The organism is Virgibacillus kimchii (assembly GCF_055379185.1).
The window spans coordinates 3656064-3675395 of record NZ_AP043951.1 but is presented as its reverse complement, the minus strand read 5'-3'; the positions used below and the strand labels follow the sequence as shown (position 1 = coordinate 3675395).

The window sequence follows — 19332 nt, the reverse complement described above, 5'->3', positions numbered from 1 at the left end:
TTTATTCCACCTTCTTCATCACAAATACCCACATAAAAGATAATGCCTGTTGTAATTCACGCGGTAAACCTTCATAATGATCCACTTTTATCCCTTTTTTATAAACACCATATCCGTCTAAGTATTCCAGTCGGTTTTCCACTGCCAGTTTCTCAAACTCCCATGGCATCATCGTATTGCAAATTGCCTTTTCACCATATAACCGCTGGTAGCTGTTGATTCTCGGACCGGCCGTTGGTCCGAGAATACCGAAACAAAGCATGCCTCCCTTTTTCACGATCCGTTTTAGTTCGCCCAATACATAATAAGGGTATTCCGTCCATTCCAACACATTAATCGCCATCATGCCATCGAAATAGCCATCCTCAAAGGGCAGATCATTTACATCTGCTTTTCTAAAATCAGCTTGTTCCTGCTTAACCTGATCTTTGGCAAAAGTAATCATGTTCCGGGAAATGTCAATTCCGGTAACCTCAAATCCGTCCTTTGCCAGTTTTAAAGAACCATACCCATCTCCGCAGCCAACATCCAGCAGCTTACTTCCTTCCTGCAAATGTCTTTTTAAAAAAGGGGCGATATCTTTTCTGCTTCCCTTCTCCCACATATTCATGCTTCGTTTATTCCACCCTTGTGCCTGTTGGTCCCACAGGACTTCCGCTTCTTTTTCCCAATTAAACGACCCCATAGCATTTCTCCTTGTTATTTATTTCCGTTCGTTACTTATTTAATAAACATGGAATTGGATTTATTCTTTTCCAACTTCTTTTTTTGAAAGGCTGATATACCTTTTTAATTTATCGGACACTTTTCCAAAGACCGTTTCCGCTTCATATCTGCCGAATTCATCCAGATTTCCTGCAGGCATTCCGGTCAAAATTTCGATTCCTTCCTCAATCGTTGTGACTGCGTAAATATGAAAATGTCCATCCTTCACTGCATCAATAACTTCATCCTTCAGCATCAGGTTTTTCACATTTTGATGCGGAATCAATACACCTTGCGTGCCGGTTAAGCCTTTATTTTTACACACTTCATAAAAGCCTTCAATTTTTTCGTTAACACCGCCAATGGGCTGGACTTCTCCTTTTTGATTGACGGAACCGGTAACTGCCAGCCCCTGATCAATGGGTGCTTCAGACAGACTGGATAAAAGTGCATACAGTTCTGTGCTTGACGCGCTGTCTCCATCCACACCGCCGTAGGATTGTTCGAATGCCAAATGGGCTGTAACAGCCAAAGGATGTTCCTGCGCAAATTTTTGACCCAGGTAGCCGCTTAATATATATACCCCTTTATTATGAATATTTCCGCTCATTTTGCTTTCGCGCTCTATATTAATGATGCCATTCCTGCCGACGAAGGTGCTCGCTGTGATCCTTGACGGTTTTCCAAAACTGTATTGTCCATATTGGTATACAGCCAGTCCATTTACTTGTCCTGTCTTTTTTCCTTCCGTATCAATGAGTATGGTACCTTCTTCAATGCTTTCCTGAATTTTTTCTTCATATAGATTATTACGATAATCCTTTTCCCTGATTGCTTTCATCACATGTTTTTGGCTGACGACTTCATCATTCATTACTTCCGCCCATGTATCAGCTTCATAAATAATGTCCACCTGCTGGTTGAACCTGGTCGATAATTTCTTTTGATGCCCCGCAAGTCTTGTACTGTATTCCACCATTTTGGCCACTGCGGTCCGATCAAAATGCCTCAGGTTATGTTCCTGGCAATGGGTATGAATAAAGCTTGCCAACCTCGTCATATTTTCCAGATTATAATCCATTTCCACATCGAAATCTGCTTTAATTTTAAATAATTTCCTAAAGTCCTCATCGTACTGATAAAGTAATTGATAAATATCCAGGTTGCCGATAATAATAACCTTCACTTGTAAAGGAATCGCTTCCGGATTTAATGATGTCGTTGTTATTAGGCCGGAATGCTCGCCAATGTTTTCTATTTGCAGTTTATGATTCAATAATGCCCGTTTCAGCCCTTCCCAGGCATAAGTTTTGGAAAATATATCTTTTGCCTGAATGATGATATATCCACCATTGGCATAATGCAGGAAGCCCGGCTTGATTTTTGTAAAATCCGTGCTCATGACACCCATTCGGCTCTCGTATTCTACTTTCCCTATTAAATTATAATAAGTGGGATTATTAGCCGTAACGACAGGGGCACCCTCTGTTTCGCTGTTATCCACGAGCAGATTTACCTTATACTTAGTATGTGCCTGATCACTTGTTTTTCGTGAAAACATATGCTGCTGGTTTGCTCCACCTTCATGCTGGTCGTTCAAAAAATCCCCTATATTTTCCACTATATCATGCTGTACTGCGTCAAAATAAAAAATAACGTCTCTACAGCTCGCATATTTCCTCTTTAATTCATCGATGTGATAGCCGGTTGCGGCATTCGCTACTTTCTCATCCAGATTTTCCAGGGATTGCTTTGTTTCTTTTTCAATTCCACGGATTTTATTAGTATAGTCCAATATTCTCTCCTGCAAAGCTGCAGATTTTTTCTTTATTTCTCCCAGCTGTTCCTTGTTTAGCGATTGGTATGTTTCTTCACTGATCGGTTCCCCGTCTACTGCCGGCACGGTAATGACGCCGGAACCAGATTGGCGGATGAGAAATCCATAACCTTGTGCAATCGCATTCATTTCTTCAATTATGGCACCACTTCTTTCCTGGAACTTACGGACGATAGCAGTTTTTTCTTTTTGATAATTTTCTTCATTGAAAGCTCTGGGAAGATCCGTTTTTAAGTCCTCAATCAGGTTCTCCATATCTTCCTTCAGATTTTTCCCCATGCCAACCGGCAACTGGAGTGTTTTGGGACTCTGCCCATCCGTAAAATTATATACATAACACCAGTCATATAAGTCCGTTTCCTTATTTGCAAATTCTTTTATAATCGAATTGGTAAAAGTAGTTTTGCCTGTCCCTGCTATCCCTGACACGTAAAGGTTATAACCAACTTTGTTCACGTTTAACCCAAATCGCATTACCTGTGTACCGCGTTCCTGACCGACAATACCACTCAGTTCGGGAACCTGCTCCGTCGTCTCGAACTCAAATTGCGTGAAATCAACAGTTCTTTTTAACTTATCGGGAGATACCTCCGTTTGCTGCTTGATCGTTCCTTTATAGTTATCCATATTAATCCTCACCCCTTAATCACAAATTCTATGTCTAATTTGAATATAAGCCTCATTTTTCTTTAGTGCAAGCAGGAGAAAGGCGAAATATGAGAAATACTGCCGATTTTATCTTTTTTATGACAAAAGTTTTATTAGGAGGTTTTGGGAAATTGCATAATGTGGAAAGAATTATGGAGGATTGGGGTTTGTTTGTATTACAGGTTATTTTACGAGGAGATGAGGAGTTGGTGCTTGGCCGAACTGCAGGTTATTTCACGAGGAAATGGGAGTTATGGCACAACCCTCATATAGCAGCTTAATTCAATGGACATATAAGTGTCCGCTGTAGAATTCAGTGCGCTTGAATCTCCTGTAAAACTTGATGAGTGAACGAATAAAAGATTATTTGCGTCATTCGTTCACTGATTCGCTTGATGAATGAACGAATGAAAGATTATTTGCGTCACTCGTTCACTGATCCGCCTCATGAGTGAACGAATGAAAGATTATCTGAGTCATTCGTTGACTGATCCGCCTGATGAGTGAACGAATGTAAGATTATTTGCGTCATTCGTTCACTGGTCCGCCTCATGAGTGACCGAATGAAAGATTATTTGCGTCACTCGTTGACTGATTCGCTTCATGAGTGAACGAATGAAAGATTATTTGCGTCGCTCGTTGACTGATCCGCCTCATGAGTGAACGAATAAAAGATTATTTGCGTCATTCGTTCACTGATTCGCTTGATGAATGAACGAATGTAAGATTATCTGCGTCATTCGTTGATTGATTCGCCAGATGAGTGAACGAATGAAAGATTATCTGAGTCATTCGTTGACTGATCCGCTTCATGAGTGAACGAATGAAAGATTATTTGCGTCACTCGTTGACTGATCCGCTTCATGAGTGAACGAATGTAAGATTATCTGCGTCATTCGTTGACTGATCCGCCTCATGAGTGAACGAATAAAAGATTATTTGCGTCATTCGTTCACTGATTCGCTTGATGAATGACCGAATGAAAGATTATTTGCGTCACTCGTTGACTGATTCGCTTGATGAGTGACCGAATGAAAGATTATTTGCGTCACTCGTTCACTGATTCGCTTGATGAATGAACGAATAAAAGATTATCTGCGTCATTCGTTGACTGATCCGCTTCATGAGTGAACGAATGTAAGATTATCTGCGTCATTCGTTCACTGATCCGCCTCATGAGTGAACGAATGTAAGATTATCTGCGTCATTCGTTCACTGATCCGCCTCATGAGTGAACGAATGAAAGATTATCTGAGTCATTCGTTGACTGATCCGCCTCATGAGTGAACGAATAAAAGATTATTTGCGTCATTCGTTCACTGATTCGCTTGATGAATGACCGAATGAAAGATTATTTGCGTCACTCGTTGACTGATCCGCTTGATGAGTGACCGAATGAAAGATTATTTGCGTCACTCGTTGACTGATTCGCTTCATGAGTGAACGAATAAAAGATTATTTGCGTCACTCGTTGACTGATCCGCCTGATGAGTGAACGAATAAAAGATTATTTGCGTCATTCGTTCACTGATGGGACAGAACAAACGATTACGAAACCTGTTTAGAAACTTTTTAGAGGAATAAATAATTTACACAGTAATATCGACTTGACTGTTAAATCGCAAAATGGCCTGACATTAATTATTCCATTGAAAAACCAAAAGTGGTCTGCTCCTTTTTTCCAGCACCCCACTCAGTCCGACTTATTTTTACTCAGAGTCCTGCAAGCGTGAATCCCAAACCCAATGCAGATAAGTAAATAACACCACAACTTTTATTATTCATTCTTAAACACCAAAAAAGGCTTACCTCTAAAAGAGATAAACCTTTTCTATTTCATCTATTACAGACGAACAACATTTGCTGCTTGTGGTCCGCGGTTGCCTTCAACAATTTCGAATTCAACATCCTGGCCTTCTTCAAGTGTTTTGAATCCTTCAGCCTGGATAGCAGAGAAATGTACGAATACATCGTCTCCATCTTCACGCTCGATGAAACCAAAGCCTTTTTCTGCGTTAAACCATTTTACTTTACCGTTCATGGAAATAACCTCCTTATAAAAGTATCGTGCAAAGTACAATTGAATCATAAATACTTTTACACCACTTTAATAAAGAGATCGTAAAGTATTTCTCAATTTCCTTTTGCTTCTTTAACTTTACCCTTTTTCACAAAAAAATGCAAGTAAATCACAATTTTATTTTTAAAAAAATGTTTTTCCCTGTAAATCCATCGTTATTCCTGACCACGGATGCCGTTGTATCGTCGTTTCTGTCTATATCCATAAGTGATATCCCGAACCAATTCCTCGTTTTCCAATCCTGCTCCGATTGCCCCGGCAATGGTGGAGATCGATGAGGCTACCCACGCGACCTGTAAATAATGAATGATATGCGGGTTTCCATCCATGGTAACGGATTCCTTAAAAACATCGGGTGGAATCAGTACGAGAGTAGCGGTAAGAAAGAATCCCAATAAAAGCACATAATAGGTAATGACCGAAATTAATAAAGTAGATAGGGTAGACATATTGTACAAACGCCTGAGTCTTTTTTTATTCCTTGTGGATGGCCGTTCCCATAAATGATGATTAAAAATAATCCATATAGCCATGACACCTATCGCAGCAGTCATTAGACCGATTAACCTTCCTACACTAAGAATAACACCCAAATTCCATAAGGTTGGAAAAATCAGGCCAAAGGCACCAGTTGAAAAGGCAGCAGCCAACACCTTTTTGAAAGAACCCATAATACTCATCGGTCTATTCGATTGTGTCATGCCAATTAGCAATCTTATCTTGCCAATTATTTTTGGAAAAACCAAATACCGGACTTCTGCTTTTGAGGAATTTTTTGCTGGCTTAATCCGTTTAACCTGGGTAATTGGAAAAGCTTTTTCCCATCGTTCTGCTAATCTCTTCTGCTCTTCCTTTGACAGGTTTCTATCTTTGGAATAAAAAGTGAGCTCTTTAACCATTTGAATAATAGCCCTTTTTATGGAGGACTGTAACCTCAACCAGCCAAATGCCGGAATCGAGATGGAACTTATTTTATTTGGACAGCTTTGGTCTGCTACAACTGTATACTTGCCGTAAAACATTGGCAAGTCTGTTAAAGAGATCGCATAATCCCAGCCCCTTTCTTTTTTTATTTTTAACGTTTCATCCAGAATTTCATCTGCATGTTCTGCTGAACCTGTCAGCGGGTCCTCCACCATTTCCACTTCCCAGGAAATATTTTTATTTATTTTCTGTTCAAAAATATCAGGAAGATCATTAATGAATTTTTTTGTAATTGCCGTTGGTAATTCCGGAGCAGTGATAAGACCAACAGAAACTTGTTCTTCCATCACCTGCACCCCCTTCCTTTCCAAAACTCCTTTATCAGGAGCTTTCTGCTGACTCCTTTTCTTTTTCCTCTTCTTCTTTTTCTTCCTCTTTCTCTATCTCGTAATGACGCTGCTTCTGCCTGTATGAATAAGTAATATCACGGATCTTTTCTTCATCTTCAATACCCGTGCCAATCGCCCCTGCCAGCGTTCCAAGAGAAGTGATCAGCCATACGAGGGAAAAATAATATTCCGGTGTAGGTGTATCCTCCAATCCGGTCCACGCCTCAAACAGCGACGGTGGAACGAATACAGCAATGGCAACCAGAAATATGATAAAAAGCATGATATAGTTACTGATAATAATGACACCCAAGGTAGTAAAAGTTGTCCAATTATATAAGTCCCGCCAACGCTTCTTCCCTTTTTCAGTTGGTTTCTCCCACAAATCATGGGAGAAAATCACCCAAATAATCGTCCCCAGTATGGCCAGTATCATGACCCCAATAAACCTTTCCGGACTGTAGGCAATGCTCAGTTCCCAGGGAGTAGGGAAGATGGAAATATACGTTCCGGTAGCAAAGGATAGGGTAATGAGTTTATTAAATGAAAACAGGGCTGTCCACGGGCGATTGGCAAAAGTCATCCCGGATAACACCCGCAACCGGCCAATCATACGAGATTGTACGATGTAACGGACATCCACTTGTTCATCATCCTCTTCTGTTCTTTTAGTCAGTGACAGGGAAAAGGGTTTTGGTTTAGGAAAACGTTTATTGTTGCTCTTCTTTAGAAATGGTTTCATATGAACAACATTGGTAGCAAAGGAATCCTCGTGCGAGTACCGATAATATAATTCTCCCATTATTTGAATAAATGCTTTTTTCACCCTGCTTCGCATAGGCATAAAGCCAAATACAGGGATGGAAATCTGTCCTACGCTATTTTCAATACTGGCATCAGCCACTACGAGATGTTTGCCTGAAAACAAAGGCAAATCTGTTAAGCAAATAGCATAATTCCAGTCATACTCTTTCTTTATATTCACTACTTTATCTAAAATCTGGTTAGTGTTTTCAGCCACTCCAATTAATGGATCTATGAGTGATTCAACTTCCCAGTTCACCCGGTCATCAATGGCATCGGAAAGAAATTCATGTACTTCTTTTTTTAGGTCCTCCGCAATATCCGCAGGTAGATTGGGTGCGGCAATAATACCCACTGCTACAGACTCCATAACCTTTGCCTCCAATAATTACTCGTCAAGAATATGTATTCCATCAATATATTCCCCATTTATTAATTTGAAAACAGCACCCTATCTATTGAAATATTTTCCTTTTTGATATTCATGATAAAAATTGGTATAATACCCTCTGTGCAAGATGATAATTAAATATTTCACCACAAATTGTGTATCTTGCAAATATACAAAATGACAGGTGGTAGAAACATGGAAGGGAATAAAGATTATCGGGTTTTATTGTATTATAACTATGTGCAAATGGATGATCCCGAAGGCTATGCAGCGGAGCATTTGAAATTCTGCAAGGACCTGGGACTCAGAGGGAGAATTCTCGTTGCTCATGAAGGAATCAATGGTACGGTTTCGGGTACAGTGGAACAGACTGATAAGTATATGGAAGCCATGCACAGCGACCCACGCTTTAAAGATATGGTTTTCAAAATGGATGAACATGACGGGCATGCCTTTAAGAAAATGCATGTAAGACCTCGTAAAGAACTGGTTACTCTAAGACTGGAAGATGACATAAACCCTTTGGAAACAACAGGAAATTATTTATCACCAAAGGAATTTTATGAAGCCATGCAGGAAGAAGATACTGTCGTCATCGATGCCCGGAATGATTATGAATATGATTTGGGGCACTTCCGGGGTGCAGTTCGCCCTGACATTGAAACATTCCGTGAACTTCCCGAATGGATTAGGGAAAATAAAGAGCAATTCGAGGGAAAAAAAATATTAACTTATTGTACCGGCGGAATCCGTTGCGAAAAATTTTCCGGCTGGATGCTTGAAGAAGGGTTTGAAGATGTTTCCCAGCTGCACGGCGGAATTGTAAGCTATGGAAAAGACCCTGAAGTACAAGGTGAATTATGGGATGGAAAATGCTATGTGTTTGATGAACGCATCTCGGTTCCGATCAACCAAAAAGAGCACGTCGTCGTCGGCGCAGATTATTTTGACGGTCAGCCGTGCGAGCGCTATGTGAATTGTGCGAACCCTGAATGCAACAAACAAATCCTGTGCTCGGAAGAAAATGAGCATAAATATATGCGCGGCTGCACGCATGAATGCCGTGTAAGTCCGAGAAATATGTATGTAAAAGAACATGATTTATCCCAGGAAGAAGTCAATCGCAGACTTGAATTACTGGGTGAAAGCTATAGAAAAGAAGCATAAATTTTATTCTTTATTGGAAAGACGGCTTGTGTGACAGCCGTCTTTTTCGTTTTCATACAGGGTTTCAAAAGAAACAAATAGTAAAATCTGTATCTTTTGACATGTAATTACCATTATTGCTACGCTATACCAAAGGAGGTATGTACATGAGTGTTTATCAATTTTCAGCCCAAACACAGAAAAATGGGGAAATTTCGCTCGGTGACTATAAAGACAATGTACTTCTTATTGTAAATACAGCAAGTGAATGCGGATTCACCCCCCAATTTCAAGGTTTGCAAAAGCTGTATGAAAAGTACAACTCTCAAGGCTTTGAAATACTTGGTTTTCCATGCAATCAATTCGGTAATCAAGACCCCGGTACGGATGAAGAAATAACCCACTTTTGCCAAAGCAACTATGGAGTAACGTTCCCTATGTTTAATAAAATAGATGTAAAAGGGGACGACGCACATCCCCTTTTCACATACCTAACTGATGAAGCAGGCGGGATGCTGAACAAGCAAATAAAGTGGAACTTTACCAAGTTCCTGATTGATAAGGATGGAAAAGTGATTAAACGTTACGCCCCCCAGACCAAACCGGAGAACATAGAAAAAGATATTGAAAATGCTTTGGCATAAACAAAACGGCAATGGTAATTCCAGCTTTTTAAGAGAAGCAAAAAACGAGCCCTCGATATAAGCGCTCGTTTTTTATTTGGGGATTAGTAAGCTTTCGCCCAATAAACCAGTTCTTTTGCCTCTTTTCCGCAGCACACGCAGGAATCGGATACTTGTTCCTGTTCAAATGGGATACAGCGGGAGGTTGCTGTCGTTTCCTCTTTAATTTTTTCTTCACATTCCTCGCTGCCGCACCACATTGCTTTAATAAAACCAGTGTTTTCTTCAAGCGTTTGTTTGAAATCTTCCATATTCGTTGCCACACTCGTTTTTTCTTCCATATGTGCTTTTGCTTTATTAAACAAGTTTTGCTGTATCTCTTCCAATAAAGCAGGCAACCTTTTTTGCAAATCCTTCAGTGGAACAAACTCTTTTTCACCAGTATCACGGCGTACAAGCACCACCTGATCCTTTTCAATATCCTTTGGTCCCAATTCAATACGGACAGGAATGCCTTGGATTTCTGTTTCATTAAATTTCCATCCGGGCGTTTTGTCGCTCGGATCAATATCGACACGAACCAGGTCCTTCAAGCGATCACGAAGCTCATATGCTTTATCCAGCACGCCTTCTTTATGCTGGGCGATCGGTACAATTTTAGCCTGTGTCGGTGCAATGTTAGGCGGTATTACAAGCCCACGGTTATCTCCGTGTACCATAATCAACGCACCCATAATTCGTGTGGACAGACCCCAGGATGTCTGGTGAACAAACTGACTTTTCCCTTCCTTATCCAAATACGTAATATCAAAGGCTTCCGCAAATCCGGAACCGAAATGATGGGATGTAGCGGACTGCAATGCTCTGCCGTCATGCATTAACGCTTCAATGGTCAGTGTATAGTTGGCCCCTGCAAACTTTTCACTTGCGGTTTTACGCCCTCGGATCACCGGGATCGCTAAGTAGCTCTCTGTTAAATCAGCATAAACTCCAAGCATGCGATCGGTTTCTTCTGCTGCATCATCCGACGTAGCGTGGGCTGTATGACCTTCCTGCCAATGGAACTCGGATGTTCGCAGAAACGGTCTCGTTGTTTTCTCCCAGCGCACGACATTTCCCCATTGGTTGTAGAGCTTTGGCAAGTCCCGATACGAATGGATATTTTTAGAGTAATATTCACAGAACAACACTTCGGATGTTGGTCGTACAGCAATTCTTTCAGCAAGCTCCTCATCTCCGCCGTGGGTCACCCAGGCAACTTCAGGTGCAAAACCCTCCACATGGTCCTTCTCTTTTTGCAGCAGGCTTTCCGGAATAAACAATGGAAAGGACACATTGGAATGTCCTGTTTCCTTAAATTTTTTATCCAGTTCATTTTTAATGTTTTCCCAAATGGCATAGCCATAAGGTTTAATAATCATTGTGCCGCGGACTTGCCCGTAATCGACCAGCTCCGCTTGTTTTACTACATCTGTATACCACTGGGCGAAGTCTTCCTCCATCGCCGTAATTTTTTCCACAAAATCCTTATTCTTTTTACCCACTTCCATACACCTCTTTATTCTTTTTATTAAAAATACAAAAAACCTCCATCCAAAAAAGGGACCGAGGTTGTGGTGGTACCACCCTTGTTTGCAAACAGCATAGAACCGTTTGCACACTTTACTTGATAACGGTCAAGAACCGCGCCCATCTTATAAGCTTGTCAACGCTTTTTCGACGGGGAACTCTTGAGGCAGGTTCCAATTGACTTCTTTAGGAATTTCCAGCACCATTCCCTCTCTGTAAAAGAAAATCAAGTATACTAATCCTCATCAACGTTTCCTGTATTTAGTTTTAAATATATCTATAAAACAGCAGAAAGTCAAGATTCAGGGGAAAAAGGTTGTCTTTAAACCACTTTTCCTCCCAGCGTGTCAACGAAATGACCAAGTGCCCAATCATGACCGGACTGGTTAAAACTTGCCACGGCATCTTTGTGCACGACTACTTTAAATCCTTTGTTGTATGCATCCACCGCCGTATGCAGCACACAAATATCCGTGCAGACGCCGATAATGTGGACTTCGTCAATGTTCCGCTCCCTCAGTTTCAACTCCAGATCTGTTCCGGCAAAGGCACTGTAACGGGTTTTATCAAAATAATAGACATGATCCTTATCTTTATTTTCCTCAAATACTGTTTCCAGTTTCCCGTATAAATCCCGACCTTTAGTACCAATGATATTATGCGGCGGGAACAAATCGGATTCCGGATGAAGGTCATCTCCCTCCTTGTGCGCATCAATGGCAAAAACGACAAAATCTCCCGCATCGATAAATTCCTTCGTTAAAGAGACTACTTTGTCTTCAATAGCCTGTCCCGGAGCACCACAAGTCAGCTTTCCGTCGTCGGCGACAAAATCCACCGTATAATCCACATTAAGCAATGCCCGCTTCCCCATTCCAACCCACTTCCTTTTTTATTTTTTTTGATTATTCCTTTCGTTTTTCCGCCAATGGGTCAAAGCCGTCCCCTGCCATTTTGAAGGAATCCTTCCCTTCATTTAATTCGGTCAGAAAGACATCCCAATTAGCTGCATTTACTGCAATTAAAAACAGACGATCAAGTACATCCAGATCATCAATGGCCATTACTTTTCCCTTTACATCTTCCGGCACCCGGCCAAACCGCATTTGAATCAGTCCAAGCAAATCTTCCTTTTCCGCCTTATTGATCGTTTCATGCCTGTGATCATGTTCATGATCCATATCCATGTTTAGCCTCCTTGTAAGATGAAACTGTTTTCATTTTGCTACCATCTTAACACAGCAGGAGGGCACGACAAAACAAGACACTACAGCTGGCTTATTTTTATTGGATGGGCTTCCCCAAGCTTCCTTGCAGCAGCATGGTAAGTTGGACCAACCATTTCCGTGTAGGAAAAGCCATGTTCAATGGCCGTGGTAACAAAGCTTTTGGATAAACCAACCGCATCTGCAACGGATTTACCTTTCGCCAGATATGCAGCGATTGCCGCAGAATACGTGCAGCCTGCCCCACTTGTATTGACAGTATCAATCCGTGGTGCTTCAAACATGGTAATCCCTTTCCCGTCATACAAAACGTCCACTGCAGGACCTTTTAGCCTGCCTCCTTTCACGAGGACATATTTGGCACCAAGAGAATACAGATCAATAGCGGCCTGTTTTAAGCCTTCTACATCGTTAATTTGCCTGTTGTCCAACAGGAATGAAGCTTCCGGGATGTTGGGTGTAATGATGGTTGCCCGCGGAATGAGTTTTTTCTTTAAGGCTTCAATCGCATCATCCGCCAAAAGTTTGGAATCCAGTTTGCCGACCATGACCGGATCAACGACAACCGACCTGATCTCTGACCCTCTGATTAAATCCGCAACGCTCGAAATAACTTCCTTGGAAAAGAGCATACCTGTTTTCAGCCCTTCTGCACCGACCTGTTTCATCGCTGTATCAAATTGCGCTTCAATTGCTTCGATTGACTGCGGGTGTACATTCTTATCCGTTTTCGGGTGCCTTCCCACAATGGCTGTTACAACACTCATTCCGTAAATGTCCAATTCCTGAAAAGTTTTTAAGTCTGCTTGAATACCCGCACTGCCTCCCGCTGCAGAACCTGCAATGGTAATTACTCTTGCTGGATAATTCATTTTGCAAAACCCCATTCAATTCTTTTTTCTAGAATAATATTACTATAAAAAACCAGACAATCATAACAAATTGCAAGACCACTTTGGCAAAAGTACCGCTCAAAAACCCAATCAAAGAGCCGAACGAAGCACGCAACGCTTCTGCTGTCGTTCTTCTTTGCATCATTTCGATCAGGAAAACAACCGCAAAAGGCACGATTATAATGCCGAATGGAGGCATTATAAAAGACCCGACAATGACAGCTACTGCAGCTCCTCTTTCGCCCGACTTGCTGCCGCCGTATTTTTTCACAAAATAACTATTTGCAATGATATCGGCCATAATAAGTATAATGGTAAAAACAATCATGGCAATCCAGAAAAAGAAATTCAGTTGGTCCGGGTTCAACACAAAATGATAAAGCAAAAAGCCAACCCATATGACAAGCACAGACGGAATGATCGGAAAAATAACACCTGCAAAACTTAAAAGAAATAAGGTAATAATAATGATCCATATTAGAATATCCAGCATGATTTCCTCCATTATTTACGTTTTCGAAACATGCTTCCGTATTATTTCTCTTGCTTTCTTTTCCCTTTTTCATTTTCTTCATGTTTAATAATGCTTAAAAACGATAATAACATAACATTAGGACACGAGGACAGCGTATTCATTGGTCCAGGGAGTTATTTAATATGAAATTGATACGTAGATTAATAGTTCTATTAATAGTAATATTGATCTTTTTCACCATTGGTTATCTGATATACGATGAGTTCAGCAAACGATATGTTTATTTGGGATCGGATGCACCACTTCCAACAGAGCTGCATCCAAAGGTGGAAGAGAAAAAGAATGAGCTGATACAACAAGCGGATGAAATAGGGATACAAGTTGTCATTACCGATACAGTTCGTTCCATGGAAGAACAGGATGCACTCTATGCCCAAGGCAGAATAGAAGAGGGAAACATTGTGACCTATGCGGAAGGAGGAGAATCCTACCATAATTATGGACTGGCAATTGATTTTGCTTTAGAGGACCAAGACGGAAACATCATATGGGATATTGAATACGACGGAAACGAAAGCGGGGAATCTGACTGGTATGAGGCAGCTGAAATCGCCAAAGAACTGGGTTTTGAATGGGGCGGTGACTGGGAACGATCCCAGGACTACCCCCACCTGCAAATGACCTTTGGACTAAGCATCAACCAACTCCAGCGGGGATGGCGCCCAGCAAATGAGCAAATGGGGTCTGACCCCTCAATTCTAAATATTCAAAATTGAGGGGTCAGACCCCATTTATTTATTCTCTTTTTTTTCATTTTCTTCTGTTTCTTGTTCTTCCGGCAGGGGATCTATTTCTTGTTTGTAGGCATATCCTTTTGATATGACGTACAGTGACCCTATGAGTACCATGGCTACTACAGCAGCCGATATAATTGTTACTACAACGATTGATGACATAATAGAAATCTATTCCTTTCTTTACGCTTTCTCATGCGGCTTGATGATTCCATATATCGCCCGGGTGTACGGCATATTTAATCCAACATCTGCAGCTAACCGGACTGCACCACCATGAATATGATCCAGTTCCAGGTTATTGCCTTTTCGCCGGTCCTGATGCATCGAAGAGGTGGCATTATCCTGCAAATTCAATATTATTTTCCTTGCTGCCTTATAATCCTCTTCTGAAATAGAGACATGATGAGCATTGGCCAACAGTTTCACTTCCTGTAATAGAAGTTCCACCACATTAAAAGTTTCTTTGTGCTTTTTAATAGGGCCAATCGGTGAATTCACCGCAGTAGTTATACCGGAAAAAGCGTGAATAAACATGTATTTCTTCCATAGTTCCCGTGAAATATCTTCTTCATAACAGCTATTTATATTTGCATCCTGCAACCATAAATCCAATCGCTTACAAAACATTTTCTGCTCCGGTTCCAATGCTCCAAATAAAAGATCATGGAACGGGCTGGAATGGATAACATTCCCCTTTTCATCCAATGTGGCCATAATGGAAGCAAGACCTCCCAGCACGTGTCGCTTGCCGATATCCTGTAAAACACGAATATGCTCTATTCCGTTCAGCACAGGCATTACATATGCTCCTTTTTCCACAAATGCTTTCACATGGGGCAATGCTCCGGATAAGTGATAACCCTTCACACTAAGGAGAACAAGGTCACATTCCTCCACCTCTTCAGGACTTAATATTAATTTGGGGTCCTGGATGCGGTAATCACCCTGTGTGCTTGAAATATGGAGACCATTTTTCCTGATTTGTGTCAATCTATTCTCTCTGACCAAAAAAGAAACATTCGCTCCCGCCTGCTGAAATCGTCCACCAAAATAAGAACCCAGCGCCCCGGCACCGATCACCACGATCTCCATTTCATACCTCCCAGTCAGATTTATTAATTTCATGGTACTTTCTTTTTATTTATTTGTCTATCGTTTTTTGGATGAAGGCTGTTCTTTTTTATCAAATATTGGGGATGTGGAAGATATTTGGAATATTTCAGAGCATGTCTTTATATAATTAATTCTAACTGGGGGAATCGTAAAATACAAAGGTTAATTTACAATTATCTAAAAATACCGAGTTTGAATCACTTGAAATATCCCTGTAACATTTTAATATAACTGTTTTACCTGCATAGGAAATCTATCATACTATTTTAATCGAGGTGATTAATGCCTGGGAAAAGATACCTATTTCAATATGGGTAAAGCTAATAAAGGTTAGGTGAATCATCTACAGCTGTGTTTGATGTTTCAACAATTACAACATCACCTTATTGGCAACAAGCTACACATGATTTATTGTTTCTAAATAATAAAGGGAGGTAATTAGTTAAAGATGAAAAAGATACTATTATTGTCAATACTTATTTTAACAGTCGGTATAATCGCTGCATGTGGTGGAGACGACACAAACGGCGATGATACAGGAAACGGTGGAGATAACGGAGATGCTGCAGAAGGAGATGGCAAACTGGGTGAACTGCAGGAAGAAGGCGTAGTCACCATCGGCTTTGCCAACGAGGAGCCTTATGCTTATGAGGAAGACGGTGAATTAAAAGGTGCAGCAGTGGATATTGCAGCAGCTGTATTTGCAGAGCTTGGCGTAGAGGAAATGGATGCGCAATTGGCTGATTTTGGTTCACTTATACCCGGGCTGCAGGCAAACCAGTTTGACGTAGTTACCGCTGGAATGGCTATTACACCGGATCGTTGTGATAATGCATTATTCGGTGAGCCTGAAATGGTTTATGGTGAAGGACTTGTAGTCCAGGCAGGCAATCCTTTGGATATTCACAGTTATGATGATATTGCAGCTAATCCTGATATTCGAGTATCCGTTATGGCCGGTGCAACAGAAATCGGTTTTCTGGAAGCACATGATGTAAGTGACGATCAAATTACTACAGCTTCTGATATTCCTTCTACTTTTTCAGCTGTAGAATCCGACAGAGCGGATGTTACAACAGCAACCGAGATGACACTGCGCATGGCAATGGAAACTGCGGGTGACAACCTCGAATTTGTTGATGACTTTGAGCAGCCTGACGTAGAAGGTGTTCCAAGCTATGGTGCAGCGGCATTCAGCCTGGAAAATGAAGAGCTGCGCGATGCGTATAATGAAAAATTGAATGAATTAAAAGAAGACGGGACCGTTCAGGAGCTATTGGAAGCAAACGGCTTTGTGGATAATATGGTAGAAGTCGGCGAAGTTACTGCGGAATCCGTATGCAGCGGAGAAAACTATTAATAAACAAATCACCCCATAAATAAATGTATATACACTCCATAGGGTCTTGCTCCCCACCTAAGGGAGTTTGACCCTATTTATTATGAAAAAAGTTTGTTGGACAACACAGGTTTCCGCCGTTTTTCAATGGCAGTGTTCATATTTTTCATAAAGCCCGGGAGGTCCCTGCTGTTAAACTTTCCATGAATGTAAAAAGGAGTGATTAAGATTAATGTTATTGCAGAAGTCTTTCCGTATTTAATGCGCGGATTGGGTATTACCGTAAGTGTACTTATCGCATCTGCTTTTTTTGGATATCTGATGGCATTTATCGCAGGTCTTTGCAGATTATCAAATAATATTGTACTTAGGAAGTTTACAGGCTTTTATATTGAAGTTTTTCGCGGTACGTCTTTAATTGTTCAGCTATTCTGGCTTTATTATGCCGTACCTATGCTGTTTGGGATTGAGCTTGGAAGCAACTGGTGGATAGGAGTTATTGCCATTGCCTTAAACTATGGCGCATATATGTCTGAAATTGTACGCGGGTCCATTCTGGCGGTCTCCAAAGGGCAAACGGAAGCTGCTACCGCACTTAATATGTCCAGCTTTCAGAGAATGAGACTGATTATTCTTCCGCAGGCAGTACGCATGATGCTTCCAGAATTCGGAAACTACCTCATTCAGATGCTTAAAGCAACCTCATTAGTATACTTAATTGGCATGAACGACATTTTCTATTATGGAAACATACTGAGAAGCAATGACTTGTCCATGGCACCAACCGTATACTTATTAGTACTTGTTTTCTACTTTATTCTTGCATTGCCGTTGATTTTCTTGACACGCAAAGCAGAGAAGATCTCGAAGAAAGGGGTGGCTAGCTAATGAACTGGAGCTGGGAAACCTTTTTCGATGCCCTTCCAATCGTAGCATCAGGATTAGGTATAACTATAGGATTGACCATCGCAAGTTACTTATTTTCACTGATTTTTGGCTTTGTCTGGGTATTTTTAAGACGAATTCCTTTTAAGCCAATCAGCTGGACCGTGACATGGATCATGGAGTTTATCCGTTCAACACCACCGCTGGTACAGTTATTTTTCATCTATTTTGCCTGGCCGGTAGTTCCTGTAGTGGGAATGACGTTAGACCCGTTTACAAGTGCAGTGCTCGGGCTCGGCCTTCACTTCAGCACGTATATAGGTGAAGTATACCGCTCAGGGATAGAAGGAGTGGATAAAGGGCAATGGGAAGCATCTACTGCTTTGAATTTCTCTCTTTACCAAAAATGGATGAAAATTATATTACCGCAGGCAGTACCGCCAACGATTCCTATGTTGGGTAATTACCTGATTATACTGTTTAAGGAAGTGCCGCTGGCCTCCACCATTGGCGTTGTCGGCATCCTGCATATGGCACAGAGCTATGGTTCGCAATACTGGGCATATCTGGAGCCATTGACTATTGTAGGGATCCTTTTCTTAATTCTAAGCTATCCTTCAGCTATTTTAATTAGTAAACTGGAGAAGAGAATGAACCGCAGATTTGATAAAAAAGCAGCGTTAAGCAGTACTCAAAAAGGGACGGTGGTTTAAATGACAGAACCTATTGTTGAATTTAAAGATGTGCATAAATCGTTTGGGGATGTGAAGGTATTAAAGGGTATTAACCTGGATATCAAGCCCGCTGAAAAAATTGCAGTAATCGGTCCCAGTGGTTCAGGTAAAACAACGATTATTCGTATGCTCATGACCTTGGAAGTCCCCACCTCCGGAGATATTATCGTTGATGGTGTGAATCTCTGGAAAATGGAAAAGAACGGAAAGATGGTTAAAGCAAATGAAAAGCATCTCCGTGAAGTCCGCGGGGATATTGGCATGGTGTTTCAGCATTTTAATCTGTTTCCGCATATGACTATTCTGGAGAACTGTATGACCGCACCAATTCATGTTAAAAAAGAAGATAAAAAGGAAGCTCGTAAGCGATCCATTGAAATGTTGGAGAAAGTCGGCCTGGGAGATAAACTGGATAACTATCCAAACCAGCTGTCCGGGGGGCAAAAGCAACGTGTCGCCATGGCAAGGGCATTGGTCATGCGGCCAAAAATTATGCTGTTTGACGAGGTCACTTCTGCCCTGGACCCGGAACTTGTCGGCGAGGTGCTGGAGGTAATCCGTGATATTGCCAAAGAAGGTGAAATGGCCATGGTCCTTGTAACGCATGAAATGGATTTTGCCTTGGATGTGGCAGACAAAGTGCTGTTCCTTGATGAAGGTGTCATCGCTGAACAGGGAACAGCAAGTGAAGTTATTGAGCACTCTGAAAATGAACGGCTGCAGAGCTTTTTGCACCGATTCCGGAGTTAAATCA

At 41.3% G+C, this 19332-nt stretch carries 20 protein-coding genes and 1 other annotated feature; of the genes, 8 read left to right on the top strand and 12 right to left on the bottom strand.

Features of this window, described 5'->3' with window-relative positions; translation table 11 throughout:
• Position 1: 1 nt before the first annotated feature.
• Together ACZ42C_RS17865 and ACZ42C_RS17860 are read right to left on the bottom strand one after the other, a co-directional pair.
• Positions 2 to 685, bottom strand: coding sequence for a class I SAM-dependent methyltransferase (locus tag ACZ42C_RS17865; RefSeq protein ID WP_461180479.1), 684 nt, complete (start codon positions 683 to 685; stop codon positions 2 to 4).
• 60 nt (positions 686 to 745) lie between these two features.
• On the bottom strand, positions 746 to 3169 hold the full coding sequence (locus ACZ42C_RS17860; protein ID WP_461180478.1) for a Lon protease family protein: 2424 nt from the start codon (positions 3167 to 3169) through the stop codon (positions 746 to 748).
• Positions 3170 to 3258: 89 nt separating this feature from the next.
• Here ACZ42C_RS17860 and ACZ42C_RS17855 point away from each other — a divergent pair, with 89 nt between their 5' ends.
• Positions 3259 to 3471: a hypothetical protein gene (locus ACZ42C_RS17855; protein ID WP_461180477.1), complete on the top strand. Its 213-nt coding sequence runs from the start codon at positions 3259 to 3261 to the stop codon at positions 3469 to 3471.
• Positions 3472 to 5033: 1562 nt separating this feature from the next.
• On the opposite strand, the gene ACZ42C_RS17850 is transcribed toward ACZ42C_RS17855, so the two are convergent.
• From ACZ42C_RS17850 to ACZ42C_RS17840, 3 genes are all read right to left on the bottom strand, one after another.
• Positions 5034 to 5231 carry a cold shock domain-containing protein gene (locus ACZ42C_RS17850; RefSeq protein ID WP_461180476.1) on the bottom strand — a complete coding sequence of 66 codons (198 nt, stop codon included), beginning with the start codon at positions 5229 to 5231 and terminating at the stop codon, positions 5034 to 5036.
• Positions 5232 to 5425: 194 nt separating this feature from the next.
• Positions 5426 to 6541: a 5,10-methylene-tetrahydrofolate dehydrogenase gene (locus tag ACZ42C_RS17845; protein WP_461180475.1), complete on the bottom strand. Its 1116-nt coding sequence runs from the start codon at positions 6539 to 6541 to the stop codon at positions 5426 to 5428.
• 34 nt (positions 6542 to 6575) lie between these two features.
• Positions 6576 to 7757, bottom strand: a complete 1182-nt coding sequence (locus tag ACZ42C_RS17840) for a hypothetical protein (RefSeq protein ID WP_461180474.1) — start codon at positions 7755 to 7757, stop codon at positions 6576 to 6578.
• Positions 7758 to 7973: 216 nt separating this feature from the next.
• Here ACZ42C_RS17840 and trhO point away from each other — a divergent pair, with 216 nt between their 5' ends.
• Together trhO and ACZ42C_RS17830 are read left to right on the top strand one after the other, a co-directional pair.
• Positions 7974 to 8945 (top strand): oxygen-dependent tRNA uridine(34) hydroxylase TrhO, encoded by a 972-nt coding sequence (gene trhO, locus ACZ42C_RS17835; RefSeq protein WP_461180473.1) that lies wholly within the window; start codon positions 7974 to 7976, stop codon positions 8943 to 8945.
• 146 nt (positions 8946 to 9091) lie between these two features.
• Positions 9092 to 9568 (top strand): glutathione peroxidase, encoded by a 477-nt coding sequence (locus ACZ42C_RS17830; protein ID WP_461180472.1) that lies wholly within the window; start codon positions 9092 to 9094, stop codon positions 9566 to 9568.
• A gap of 83 nt (positions 9569 to 9651) precedes the next feature.
• Here the strand turns inward: ACZ42C_RS17830 and proS are convergent, their stop codons facing one another.
• The 5 genes from proS to ACZ42C_RS17805 form a co-directional block, all read right to left on the bottom strand.
• Positions 9652 to 11091, bottom strand: a complete 1440-nt coding sequence (proS, locus tag ACZ42C_RS17825; RefSeq protein ID WP_461180471.1) for a proline--tRNA ligase — start codon at positions 11089 to 11091, stop codon at positions 9652 to 9654.
• 53 nt (positions 11092 to 11144) lie between these two features.
• Positions 11145 to 11374: a binding site (T-box leader), on the bottom strand.
• 64 nt (positions 11375 to 11438) lie between these two features.
• A complete protein-coding gene (locus ACZ42C_RS17820) occupies positions 11439 to 11990 on the bottom strand; it encodes a cysteine hydrolase family protein (protein WP_461180470.1) in 552 nt (183 codons plus the stop codon).
• Between the two features lie 31 nt (positions 11991 to 12021).
• Positions 12022 to 12303, bottom strand: coding sequence for a hypothetical protein (locus ACZ42C_RS17815; RefSeq protein ID WP_461180469.1), 282 nt, complete (start codon positions 12301 to 12303; stop codon positions 12022 to 12024).
• Positions 12304 to 12383: 80 nt separating this feature from the next.
• Complete coding sequence (thiD, locus tag ACZ42C_RS17810; RefSeq protein WP_461180468.1) at positions 12384 to 13214, bottom strand: bifunctional hydroxymethylpyrimidine kinase/phosphomethylpyrimidine kinase; 831 nt, start codon at positions 13212 to 13214, stop codon at positions 12384 to 12386.
• A 28-nt stretch (positions 13215 to 13242) separates the two neighbouring features.
• Entirely contained in the window at positions 13243 to 13728 is a 486-nt protein-coding gene (locus ACZ42C_RS17805; RefSeq protein WP_461180467.1) for a DUF456 domain-containing protein, read from the bottom strand.
• 164 nt (positions 13729 to 13892) lie between these two features.
• On the opposite strand from ACZ42C_RS17805, the gene ACZ42C_RS17800 reads away from it, so the two are divergent.
• On the top strand, positions 13893 to 14486 hold the full coding sequence (locus ACZ42C_RS17800; RefSeq protein WP_461180466.1) for a M15 family metallopeptidase: 594 nt from the start codon (positions 13893 to 13895) through the stop codon (positions 14484 to 14486).
• Between the two features lie 15 nt (positions 14487 to 14501).
• Here ACZ42C_RS17800 and ytzI read toward each other — a convergent pair whose 3' ends face one another.
• Both ytzI and ACZ42C_RS17790 read right to left on the bottom strand, forming a co-directional pair.
• Positions 14502 to 14666, bottom strand: coding sequence for a YtzI protein (gene ytzI / locus ACZ42C_RS17795; protein WP_461180465.1), 165 nt, complete (start codon positions 14664 to 14666; stop codon positions 14502 to 14504).
• A 21-nt stretch (positions 14667 to 14687) separates the two neighbouring features.
• On the bottom strand, positions 14688 to 15599 hold the full coding sequence (locus tag ACZ42C_RS17790; protein WP_461180464.1) for a ketopantoate reductase family protein: 912 nt from the start codon (positions 15597 to 15599) through the stop codon (positions 14688 to 14690).
• A gap of 469 nt (positions 15600 to 16068) precedes the next feature.
• Between ACZ42C_RS17790 and ehuB the strand changes: the two genes are divergently transcribed.
• The 4 genes from ehuB to ehuA all read left to right on the top strand — a co-directional run bounded on the left by ehuB (position 16069) and on the right by ehuA (position 19328).
• Entirely contained in the window at positions 16069 to 16980 is a 912-nt protein-coding gene (gene ehuB / locus ACZ42C_RS17785; RefSeq protein WP_461180463.1) for an ectoine/hydroxyectoine ABC transporter substrate-binding protein EhuB, read from the top strand.
• A gap of 240 nt (positions 16981 to 17220) precedes the next feature.
• On the top strand, positions 17221 to 17847 hold the full coding sequence (locus ACZ42C_RS17780) for an amino acid ABC transporter permease (RefSeq protein ID WP_461180544.1): 627 nt from the start codon (positions 17221 to 17223) through the stop codon (positions 17845 to 17847).
• Positions 17847 to 18557 carry an ectoine/hydroxyectoine ABC transporter permease subunit EhuD gene (ehuD, locus tag ACZ42C_RS17775; protein ID WP_461180462.1) on the top strand — a complete coding sequence of 237 codons (711 nt, stop codon included), beginning with the start codon at positions 17847 to 17849 and terminating at the stop codon, positions 18555 to 18557. Before ACZ42C_RS17780 ends, ehuD begins: the two co-directional genes overlap by 1 nt.
• Positions 18558 to 19328, top strand: a complete 771-nt coding sequence (gene ehuA / locus ACZ42C_RS17770) for an ectoine/hydroxyectoine ABC transporter ATP-binding protein EhuA (RefSeq protein WP_461180461.1) — start codon at positions 18558 to 18560, stop codon at positions 19326 to 19328.
• Positions 19329 to 19332: the final 4 nt, after the last annotated feature.